Origin of the sequence: Actinoplanes auranticolor, assembly GCF_018332655.1 — a bacterium.
GTDB classification, from domain to species: Bacteria; Actinomycetota; Actinomycetes; order Mycobacteriales; family Micromonosporaceae; genus Actinoplanes; species Actinoplanes auranticolor.
In genome coordinates this window covers 224,485-236,302 of record NZ_BOQL01000006.1, presented here as the reverse complement: position 1 = coordinate 236,302, position 11,818 = coordinate 224,485, and the positions used below count along the sequence as shown (strand labels likewise).

Sequence of the window (11,818 nt, the reverse complement as noted above, 5' to 3'; positions counted from 1 at the left end):
TCCTTCATCGGGTTTCGTCGGTGCCGGTACCGGACGCGAGGCTCTCCAGCTCGCGGAGGATCCGGTCCTCCACGAGCTCGGCCAGGGCGGCGACGGTGCGGGCGCTGAGGATGTCGCGAGGGCTCAGGGGCAGGCCGAAGGCGGTGCCGGTGCGGGAGGCGACGAGCATGCCGCGGATCGAGTCGCCGCCCAGGTCGAAGAAGCTGTCGTGCACCCCGACCCGGTCGGTGCCGAGCACCTCGGACCAGATCTCGGCGATGACGCCCTCGGCGTCGGTACGGGGTGCCACGGGCTCGGTGTCGGTCGTGGCCGCGCGGTCCGGGGTGGGCAGCGCCGCGCGGTCGAGCTTGCCGTTGGGACTCAGCGGCAGCCGGTCCAGGACGACGAAGGCCGACGGGACCATGTGCTGCGGTAGTTCGGCGGTGAGCCGGTCGCGCAGGTCGGCCGGCTGCGGCGTCGCGCCGGGCTCGGGCACGACGTACGCGAGCAGCCGGTCGTCCCGGGCGAGTACCACCGCCTGGGTGACGCCGAACAGCCGGCGCAGCGCGGCCTCGATCTCACCGGGCTCGATCCGGAAGCCGCGGACCTTGACCTGGTCGTCGGTGCGGCCGAGGAAGCCCAGCGTGCCGTCCGGATGCCAGCGGGCGACGTCGCCGGTGCGGTACATCCGGCTCCCGGGACCGCCGTGCGGGTCGGCGACGAAACGCTGCGCGGTCAACCCCGGCCGGTTCAGGTAACCCCGAGCCAGCTGCACCCCGGCGAGGTACAGCTCGCCGGGCACGCCGGGCGGCACGGGCCGCAGGTCGCGGTCGAGGACGTAGGTGCGGGTGTTCCACACCGGCCGGCCGATCGGCACCGCCGCGGCCCGGGACTGCGGCGGGCACGGGAAATACGTGACGTCGACGGACGCCTCGGTGGGGCCGTACAGGTTGTGCAGCCCGACCGGCAACAGCTCATGGAAGGCGGCGGCGACGTCGCCGGGCAGCGCTTCGCCGCTGCAGATCACCCGGCGCAGACCGGTGCAGCCTGCGGCGGTGGGCTCGGCCAGGAAGGCCCGCAACATCGACGGTACGAAGTGGACGGTCGTCACTCGCATCTCGCGGATCACCGTGGCGAGGTAGGCCGGGTCCTTGTGTCCCTCGGGACGGGCCGCGACCAGGTGCGCGCCCACGATCAGGGGCCAGAAGAACTCCCAGACCGACACGTCGAAGCTGGCCGGGGTCTTCTGCAGGACCACGTCGTCGGGGCCCAGGCCGTACTCGTGCTGCATCCACAGCAGCCGGTTGACGATGCCCTCGTGCGGCACCGCCACACCCTTGGGTCGGCCGGTTGAGCCGGAGGTGAAGATGACGTAGGCCGGGCCGGCCGGGGTGAGCGGCGCGAGCCGGTCGGCGTGGCCCGGGGTGTGCTCCGGACCGGAGGCGTCGCTGACGTCCTCCCGGCGGTCCAGCACCAGCACCGGCCGGGCGTCGTCGAGCATCATCGCGATCCGGGCGTCGGGCAGCTCCGGATCGACCGGCAGGTACGCCGCCCCGGACTTGAGCACCGCCACCAGAGCCACGACCAGTTCCAGCGAGCGGGGCAGGGCCACCGCCACGCACCGCTCGGGCCTCGCACCGGAGGCGATCAGCCGGTGCGCGAGCCGGTTCGACCAGCGGTCGAGGTCCGCGTACGACAGGGTTCGGCCCTCGAAGGTCACCGCCGGCGCCTGCGGTGACCGTGCCGCCTGCTCCGTCAGCAGGTCCGCCAGCGTGACCGCGGGGACCGGATGAGCGGTGTCGTTCCACCGGTCGAGGACCAGCTCCCGCTCGGCGGCGGTCAGCATCGGCAGGCGCCCGGCCGGCCGGTGCGGATCCTCCGCGACCGCGGTCAGCAGCTCCCGCAAATGGTCCAGCAGCCGCCGGGCGGTGTCCTCGTCGAAACACGCCGGGTCGTAGCCGAGCGCCAGCGACAGCCGCGGTCCGGGATAGGCCAGCAGGCTGAGCGGGAAGCTGGTCGTCTCGACGGCGTCCAGGTCGTGCAGCCGCAGCCCGTGGGCGCGGGCGGCGTCGTCGTCGATCGGGTAGTTCTCGAACACCACGATGCTGTCGAACAGCCCGGTCCCGGCAGGCACGTCGCTCAGCGCGCGCAGCCGGGCCAGCGGCAGGTGCTCGAACTGCCGCGCCTCGATCTGCGCGGCCTGCAGCGATTGCAGCCACGCCAGGGTGTCGGAGTTCGGGTCGACCCCGACCCGAACCGGCAGGGTGTTGATGAACAGCCCGGTGATGGCGTCGGCGTCGCGCAGGCCGGCCGGGCGACCGGACACCGTCGCACCGAAGCAGATATCGTGCTGTCCACTGTGGCGGGACAGCAGTAGCGCCCAGGCGCCCTGGATCAGTGTGTTGAGGGTCAGCCGGTTGCGGCGGGCCACCTCGTGCAGCCGCTGCGACTCCTGCTCTCCGAAAGTGATGGCGTACCGCTGGGCAGATCGGGCACCGACACCCGGCACCGGTTCCCGGTCGTACGGCAGCGGCGTGGGTGCACCGAAGCCGGACAACACCTGCTTCCAGTGAACCTCCGCCGGATCATCCTCCTGCTCACCCAGCCAGGTGACGTAGTCACGGAACGGCCGCCGGGTCGGCAGCGTGGCCGGGACGCCGCGCCGGAGCCCGGCGTGACAGGCGAAGACGTCGGACAGGACCTGGAAGATGCTCCAGCCGTCCAGCAGCAGGTGGTGGAAGGTCCAGACCACCCGTACCTCGGTCGCGGAGAGCCGGACCAGGACCAGGCGCAGCAGCGGCGCGCGGGTCAGGTCCAGCCCTTCGGCACGGTCGCGGTCGAGCAGCTTGCGCAGGTGGTCACGGCGGTCCGCGTCGCCGTACCCCGTCCAGTCGAGGTGGGTGACCGGGACGCGGACGCCGCGATGCACGATCTGCACCGGCTCGCCGAGCCCGTCCCACGCCACCGAAGTGCGCAGCACCGGGGTGCGGTCCACCACCTGCTGCCAGGCCCGGGCGAGCAGCCCGGGATCCTCGACGCCGTCGAGCACGAAGGTGGTCTGCTGGAAGTAGACGCCGTGCGCGCCCGGCTCCAGGCCGTGGAAGGCCATGCCGGCCTGCATGGCGGTCAACGGATAGACGTCCTCGACGTCCGTGCCGGGTCCGGCGAGGCGGTCCACCGCGGCCTGGTCGAGGCGCGCGAGCGGGAAATCCGATGGGGTACGGCCACCCGCGTCCGGCCCGGCACAGTGCGCGACGATGGCGCGCAGGGCCGCCGTCATGCGTTCGGCCAGCGCGGCGACGGTCTGCGCCTCGTGCCGGTTACGCCCGTACGACCAGGTCAGCTCGAGGCGTCCGGCGGTGACCCGGCCGACGACGTCCAGCAGGTGCGGCCGGGCGGCAGCCGGGTCATCGTCCAGGTCGAGCCCGGCGGCCACGCCTCGGATCAGCCCGTCAGCGCCGGCCGGGAAATCGAGCTGTCCCAGGTAGTTGAAGCTGACCTGAGGTGCACGGCCACGGACCAGCTCGTCGCGGGCGAGGTAGCGCAGCGCCCCGAAACCGAGGCCCCGCCCAGGAACCGCCCGCAGTTGCTCCTTGACCGCCTTCAGCGCGGTCCCCCAGCCGTCTGCGACCGGCACCTCCAGCGCCACCGGGTAGACGGTCGTGAACCACCCGACCGTGCGCGACAGGTCAACCCCGTCGAAGATCTCTTCGCGCCCGTGACCCTCCAGATCCACGACCACCCGCGGATGTCCGGTCCACTCGGCCAGCGTGGCCCCGAGGGCGGTCAGCAGCACATCGTTGACCTGCGTCCGGTACGCGGCCGGCACGTCCCGCAACAGCGCGGCGGTCTCGTCCCGGTCCAGCCGCACGGTCACCGACCCGGTGTCCGCCACGGTGTCCGGCCCGCTGAGCTCGACCGGCAGCGCGGGATCGTGAGCCCCGACGGCGGCCCAGTGCGCACGCTCACCGTCGAAACCGCCACCGGCCGTGTACTCCGCCAGTCCGGTGGCCCACTCCAGCACCGAGGTGGTGCGCTCACCGAGCCGCACCGGCTCCCCGGCCGCCGCCTGCTCGTACGCCAGCCGCAGATCCTCGGCGAGCACCCGCCACGACACCGCGTCCACGACGAGGTGATGAACCGCAAGCACGAGCAACGGCACACCGGCGTCGACCAGCGTGGCCCGCAGCAGCGGCCCGCTCCCGAGATCGACCGAACCGTGGGCCTGCCGGGCCGCATCCAACAGCGCCTCAGGTGTCGCAGCTGCGGACAACCGCCGCCTCACCAGGCTCACCTCAACCGGAGGCCCGACCTCGAACCGGTGCCCCTCCCCGCTCTCCGGGAGCTGACCCCGCAGCGCATCATGTCCGGTCACCGGCCACTGAAGCTCCAGCGCGTCCCCGCCGGTCACCGGGCGTTGAACCTGCAGCCCGTCATGTCGGGTCACCGCGCGCTGAGCCCGCAGCGCGTCGCCTCCGGCCACCGGGAAACATGCCCGCAGCGCGTCGTGCTGGGCGAGCAGCGCGGTCAGCGCGGTCCGCAGCGCCTGCTCATCCACGTCGGGCGCGAGTTCGAGGGCCAGCCACTGGTCGAAGCGGCTCGCGCCCGCACCCCGGGTCTCCAGCAGCCAGCGCTGGATCGGGGTGAGCGGGGCGCTGCCGGTCACCGGCCCGCGGTCGCCGGTGCCGGTCTCCGCCACGGTGACCACCGCGGCCAGTGCCGCGATATTCGGATGCCGGAACAGCTCCCGGGAGGTCAGCTGCAAACCGGCTGCCTTCGCCCGGGACACGACCTGGATGCTGAGAATGGAGTCGCCACCGAGCGCGAAGAAGTCGTCCTCGACACCGACACGCGGCACACCCAGGACGTCGGCCCAGATGCTCGCGAGGGTCCGCTCGATGCCGGTCCGGGGTGCCACGTAACGGTCCGGGGCGGTGGTGAGATCAGGGGCGGGAAGGGCCCGCCGGTCGAGCTTGCCGTTCGGGTCGACGGGCAGCGCGTCCAGGAACACGAACGCGGCCGGCACCATGTGGTCGGGCAGCTCGGCCGTGAGCGCGGTCCGCAACCGATCGGCATCACCCCTGCCATCGACCCTGCGCCGGCCATCTGCATCACGCCGGTCGTCGAAGCGCAGCCCATCCGCGCTGGGCACCACATAAGCGACCAGGCGGCGAGTCCCGGGCTGGTCCTCCCGGACGACGACAGCCGCACGGTCCACGCCGGGCTGGCGGGTCAGGGCCGCAGCCACCTCACCGAGCTCAATGCGGAACCCACGAATCTTGACCTGGTCGTCGGCGCGCCCCAGGAACTCCAGCTCTCCCCCCGCACCCCAGCGCACAACGTCCCCGGTGCGGTACATCCGGGCGCCGGGCCCGCCGAACGGATCGGCGACGAACCGCTGCGCCGTCAGGCCGGGCCGGTGCAGATAGCCACGGGCCAGGCCGGCGCCCGCGACGTAGAGCTCGCCGGCCACACCCTCCGGCACCGGACGCAGAGCGCGATCAAGCACGTAAACGCGGGTGTTGGGGATGGGCCGGCCGATCGGTGGCACCGCGCCCGGGGTCAGGCGCCCGCTCCAGGTCGCCACGACCGTGCACTCGGTGGGCCCGTAAGAGTTGATCATCCGGCGGCCGGGTGCCCAGCGCGCGACGAGGTCCGCCCCGCAGGCGTCGCCGCCCACGATGACGCAGCCGAAGTCCGGCAGGCGGGCGTCGTCGGGCACGGTGGCCAGGGCGGCGGGCGGGATCAGGGCGTGGGTGATCCGCGAGTCGGCCAGCACCTGCGCGAGCCTGTCGCCCAGCAGCGGACCGGCCGGGGGCACCACCAGGGCGGCACCGGCCGGCAGGGCCATGCACAGCTCCAGCACGGAGGCGTCGAAGCTCGGTGAGGCGAACTGCAGCACGCGGTCGCCCGCGCGTACCTGATAGTGCTCGATCTCGGCCGCCGAGAAGCTCGCCAGGCCCGCGTGCGGAACCACGACGCCCTTCGGCCGGCCGGTGGATCCTGAGGTGAAGATGACGTAGGCGGGGTGCGCCGCAAGGAGCGGAGCCGAACGTTCGGTGTCGGCGAGGTCGTCACCCGGCATCTCGGCCACCGCTGCCACGACCGCCGGGTCGTCCAGCACCAGCGTGGCCGAGCTGGGCACGGGCAGGTCCGCGGCCAGGCCGGCGAGTGTCAGCACCAGCACCGGGGCCGCGTCGCGCAGCATCAGCTGGATCCGCGACGCCGGGTAGGCCGGGTCGACCGGCAGGAACGCGGCCCCGGCCTGGGCGACCGCGAGCTGGGCCACCACGATGTCCACCGAGCGGGGCAGCGCCAGGGCCACCACCCGTTCCGGGCCGGCGCCGTGCCGGATCAGCAGCCGGGCCAGCCGGTTGACCTGGGCGCGGAGCTGGGCGTAGGTGACCGGGCCGTGTTCGTCGAGCAGCGCCGGCAGGTCGGGGGTGCGGGCCGCCTGGCGGATGAACAGCTGGGCCAGGGTGGCCGGCGCCACCTCCCGGGCCGTGTCGTTGCGGGTCACCAGCAGGTCGTCGCGCTCGGTGGCGGAGAGCAGGTCGAGAGCGCCCAAGGGGGCGGCCGGCTCGGTGGTGACCGCTTCGAGGAGGCGGACGAGGTGGCCGGTGAGCCGGCGGATGCGGTCCACAGTAAACAGTGCGGCGTCGTACTCGACGGCGAGGCCGAGGGTGTCGCCACGCGGAACGAATTCGAAGACGAGGCCGAAGCGGGCGGCGGGGCGGGGCAGGTCGTACTCGTCGAATCGCAGTCCACCGGCCGCGCGGGCGCGCAGGAGCTGCTGTTGGAGGACGACCACGGCCCGCACCAGCGGAGCGCCGCCGATGTCACCTGCGGTCCGCAGGTCCTCGACGAGCCGGTCGTACGGCACGTCGTGGGTGAACGCTTCGAGCACCGTCTCCCGCACGTCGGCAACCCGCTCGGTGAAGCTCTGCCGGCGGTCCACAGTGCCGCGCAGCACCAGCGTGTTGACCAGGAAGCCGACCATCCGTTCCAGGTCGGGATGGTCGCGTCCGGAGGCGACCGTGCCGAGCACGATGTCGCGCTGGTCGCTGTAGCGGGCGAGCAGCACCTGCACCGCGGCCACGAGGCTCATGTAGACAGTCGCGCCGTGCTGCCGGCCCAGCCGTTCCAGCCGGCGGACCAGTTCGGCGGGCAGCAGCGCGCGGTGCAGCCCGGCCGAGGTGGCAGCGCCCGCCGGTCCGGGGCGGTCGGTGGGCAGTTGCAGCGGCTCGATCCCGGTGAGCCGCTGCCGCCAGTACGCCAGGCGGGCCTCGGCAGCGGGCCCGGTGACCCGGCCGTGCTCCCAGACCGCGAAGTCGGCGTACTGCACCGTCGGCGCCGGCAACTTGGCCGGCACTCGGCGCACCTCGGCGTCGTAGAGTTCCGCCAGCTCGTCGGTGAGCACCCGGACCGACCAGCCGTCGGTGACGATGTGGTGCTGGGCGAGCAGCAGTACGTGCTCGTCCGGGCCGCAGGCGACCAGGGTGGCCCGGGTCAGCGGCCCGGTGGCCAGGTCGAACGGCCGGCGCAGCTCCGCGGCGAGCAGCTCGTCGAGCGTCCCGTCGCCGAGCTCGGTGACGCGCAAGGGCAGTTCACCCTGGGCGGCGACGACCTGTCTCGGCTCAGCGCCGACGACGGTGAAGGTCGTCCGCAGCGACTCGTGCCGTTCGGTCAGGGCCGCCAGCGCGGCGAGGAGAGCAGCCGGGTCCAGCGGGCCGTGCAACCGCAGCCCGACGCCGGTGTGGTACTCGCCCGTGCCGGCGTCGAGCTGTTCGTGCGTCCAGAGCCGCCGCTGGTACGTCGACAACGGCAGCGGTCCGTCGCGGTCGACCCGGGTGATGACCTGAGCCACCTCAGGCTCACCTGAGGTGACGGCAGCCGCGGTGTCCGCGACGGTACGCGCGTCGAACGCGGTCCGGGCCGGCAGCCGTACGCCCAGCGTCTCGCGCAGCCGCGACAGCGCCCGCACCGCCAGGATGGAGTCGCCACCGAGCGCGAAGAAGTCGTCCTGCCGACCGACCCGCGGCAGACCCAGGACGTCGGCCCACACGGCGGCGACGGCCCGCTCGGCATCGGTACGGGGTGGCTCGTGCCCGGCGCTGTCGAACTGCGGCACGGGCAGCGCCCGGTGGTCCAGTTTCCCGTTGCTGCTGACCGGCAGGGCGGCGAGCGGGACGAAGGCGGCGGGCACCATGTGCGCGGGCAACGCCGCCGCCACGTGCTCGCGCAACTCCCCCGCGTCGATGCCCTCGGGGCCGGCCGGCACCACGTACGCGACCAGCTGTTTGACACCCGGGCGGTCCTCGCGGGCGACGACCGCCGCCCGCCCGACGGACCCGTGCCGGGTCAGCACCGCCGCGATCTCGCCCGGCTCGATCCGGAAGCCGCGGATCTTCACCTGGTCGTCGGCCCGGCCGAGGAACTCCAGTTGCCCGTCGGCCGCCCGGCGTACGAGGTCCCCGGTGCGGTACATCCGCGCGCCCGGGGCACCGCACGGGTCGGCCACGAACCGCTGCGCGGTCAGGCCGGGACGGTGCAGGTAACCGCGGGCAAGGCCGGGACCGGCCAGGTACAGCTCGCCGGGCACCCCGGCCGGCACCGGCCGCAGCCGCGGGTCCAGGACGTAGGTCGCCGTGTTGGGCAGGGGACGGCCGATCGGCGGGGTGCCACCCGGGCTCAGCGCGCCGCTCCAGGTCGCCACGACGGTGACCTCGGTCGGGCCGTACGCGTTGATCATGCGGCGGCCGCCCGCCCACCGCTCGACCAGCTCGGGCCCGCACGCCTCCCCGCCGACCAGCAGCGTGCCCAACTCCGGCAGCTCGGTGCCCTCGGGCACGGTGGCCAGGGCGGCGGGCGGGATCAGGGCGTGCGTCACGCACTGCCCGGCCAGCACCTCGGCGAGCGGCTCGCCGACGGTGGCGCCCGGCGGCGGGACGACCAGCGCCGCGCCGGACGGCAGGGCCAGACCCAGCTCCAGCACGGAGGCGTCGAAACTGGGCGAGGAGAACTGCAGCACCCGGTCCCCCGGGCCGGCCGCCAGGTGCTCCGCCTCCGCGACGGCGAAGTCGACGAACGCGGCGTGGGTGACGAGCACACCCTTGGGTACGCCGGTTGAGCCTGAGGTGAAGATGACGTAGGCGGGGTGTTCCGGAACCAGGGGCGCGCGTCGCTCCCCGTCGGTCACCGGAGCGCCGGGCAGCGCGGCCAGTTCCGCCGAGACCCCGGGGTCGTCGAGCAGGAGGTGTCCGGCGCCCTCGCCCGGCACGTCGCTGCGGCTGACGGTGACCACGGGCCGGGCGTCGTCCAGCATGAATCCGATGCGCTGCGCGGGATACGCCGGATCCACCGGCAGGAACGCCGCCCCGGCCTTGGCCACGGCGAGCTGGGCCACCACGATGTCCACCGAGCGCGGCAGCACCAGGGCCACCACCGTCTCCGGCGCGGCGCCCCGGGCGATCAGCAATCGGGCCAGCCGGTTGGCGCGCGTGTCGAGCTCGGCGTAGCTCAGCGTCTGCCCGTCCGCGAGCACCGCCGGAAGCTCGGGTGTGCGGCTGACCTGAGCCTCAACCAGCGCCGGCCAGGTGACTGCGGGGATCTCGCGGACCGCACCGGCGCCGGCGGCCACCGCGTCGCGGCGTTCCGCCGTACCCATGATGTCCAGGTCCGCCGGGGCCAGGCCGGGCTGCTCCGCGAACGCGGCCAGCACGTGGCTCAGGTGACCGGCCATCCGCTGCACGGCCTCCGCCGCCAGGCGGTCCGTGCGGTATTCCAGGGAGATGCCCACGGCGGCGCCGGGGCCCGCCACGGCCCGCAGGATCAGCGAGGTGGCCGCGGCCGGTTCGGGGTGCGGGCCTTCGGTGACCACGATCCGGGCGAGCTCCGGGGCCAGGCCCAGGCGCTCGACCAGGCTCGCGAACGGTACGGCGGGGCGCCGGGCGGCGTCGAGGTGCGCGGCCCGTACGGCGTCGACGAGGCCACCCAGGGTGGCGACGCGGCCCGCTTCCGGGCGCAGCAGCACCAGGTCCGGCGATCCGCCGGCGGCGCTGACGGCGGTGGCCACCGCGATGTCCGCCCCCGGGGTGTAGCGGGTCAGCACCACGTACATCGCCGCCGCGCAGAGCTGCAGCAGCGACGCTTCCCCGCCGTCGACCGACCCGGCCGGTACGGCGCAGCGCACCTGGGCCCAGCTCCCCGGCCCGGCATCCCCGCGACGGTGTCCGGGCAGCCGGGCCGGCACCACGCCGGCGCAACGCTGCCGCCAGTGGTCGAGCTGCTCCGCGTCCCCGGACTCCGGCGGCTTACCGCCCACCCGGGGCCTCGGGGTCGGCTCGGCTGAATACACCGGTACGGCGCGATGTTTCGTCAACGTCGATGAACCTTTCGGTCACGATGGGCGGAGATCAGGACGGGCGCGCGGCGGTCCCGCCGCACACGACAGTTGCGGAAGGAATCCGCTAGACCAGCGCCTCGATACGACGGCCGCCGAGGCGCCCACCGACCTGGATACCGTTCACCACGCGCGAGCGTTGATCTCGCACAAACCGTCCGCCGAGAGTCCACCGTCCGGTGGACGCATCCTCGAGATGAAATGTCAAGTCGGCCCGGACGACAATGTTCTCGGCGGTTTCGCCGTCGATGCTCAGCCGGAGTCCGAAAGGACCTCCGGCGATTACCCGATACTCCAGGTCACCATTGAGATAGCTGCCCGCGCACTCCGGCGCCGAGGTGCCCGGGAAACGGACGTCCGCGGCCGGCAACGCATCGTCCATCGCTATTCCGGCGTCACGCAGTTCTGCCGTCAGATCGGCCCACATGGCGTGCCCGGAGCCGGCGTTGCAGGTCAGGGCCACGACCTGCCCACCATCGGCGTCGATGCGCCAGAAGCAACCGGTGCCGTCGGCGTTGCCGTCGTGGCCGAACCACTCGTCCGGGGCGACGCCGAACGCCGCGAGCCCGAGCCCCCAGCCCCGCGCCAGCCCGAACGGAACCGCGCCGGGGACCACCGACCGCATCCGGGCGGCGTATCCGGCCGGCAGTACCGACGGCACACCACCGTCCACGTGCAACCGGCCGAGAGCTACCAGGTCGGCCGCGCTCAGCGCGAGGGCGCCGGCCGCCGCCTCGGCTTCCGGCAGAGACTGCCGGACCGGCCGTACGCGGCCCGTGCGCTCGTTGACCGAATGACCGATCGCCAGCGTACGGCGCGGACCGGCGGCGGCGATCAGCCCGGGAGTCACGCCCAGCGGTTCCAGCACGATCGACTGGATCGCGTCGGCCCAGCTCATGCCGGTGACGACCGTGATGAGCCGGCCGAGCAGCACGTAACCCACGTTGGAGTACGAGAACGCCGTGCCGGGCGGCAGCACCATCAGCTCGGGACGGCAGGCGCGGGCCAGATAGCGGGGCACGGACAGACCGGCCGCATCCTCGGCGGCGGGTCCGCACGGCAGGCCACTGGTGTGGCTGAGCAACTGGCGTACGGTGATCCGGGCCGCCGCCCCGGTCAGGTCGCTGAGCAACCGGCCGACCGGCTCGTCCAGCTCGAGATCGCCGTCGGCGACCAGGGCCAGCACCGTGGTGGCGGTGACGGCCTTGGTGATCGAGCCCACCGGGAAGGCTGTGTGTGCGGTGACCCGCCGGCCGGTGCCGTACTCGTCCTCGCCGTACTCCGCAGTGACAGTCGCGCCACCCTGATGGATCGCCAGCTGCGCGCCGGGTACCCGGTGACGCCGGGCACATCCGGTCAGAATATCCGCGGCCACTCGCTCGTCGAGAGCGGATCGCAATGCCACACCGATCATCGGGACACCTCATTCCCGCAGGC

General features: G+C 73.5%; 2 protein-coding genes. Both read right to left on the bottom strand.

Annotated features, from left to right (window positions below; all coding sequences use genetic code 11):
- Positions 1-4: 4 nt before the first annotated feature.
- On the bottom strand, positions 5-10,360 hold the full coding sequence (locus tag Aau02nite_RS04025) for a non-ribosomal peptide synthetase (protein WP_212986929.1): 10,356 nt from the start codon (positions 10,358-10,360) through the stop codon (positions 5-7).
- An 88-nt stretch (positions 10,361-10,448) separates the two neighbouring features.
- Positions 10,449-11,795 (bottom strand): serine hydrolase domain-containing protein, encoded by a 1,347-nt coding sequence (locus Aau02nite_RS04020; RefSeq protein WP_212986928.1) that lies wholly within the window; start codon positions 11,793-11,795, stop codon positions 10,449-10,451.
- Positions 11,796-11,818 lie beyond the last annotated feature (23 nt).

Bases quoted from the DNA above. Each gene is read 5' to 3' on its own strand.
- Aau02nite_RS04020 (WP_212986928.1), bottom strand. From the start codon at position 11,795: ATGATCGGTGTGGCATTGCGATCCGCTCTCGACGAGCGAGTGGCCGCG.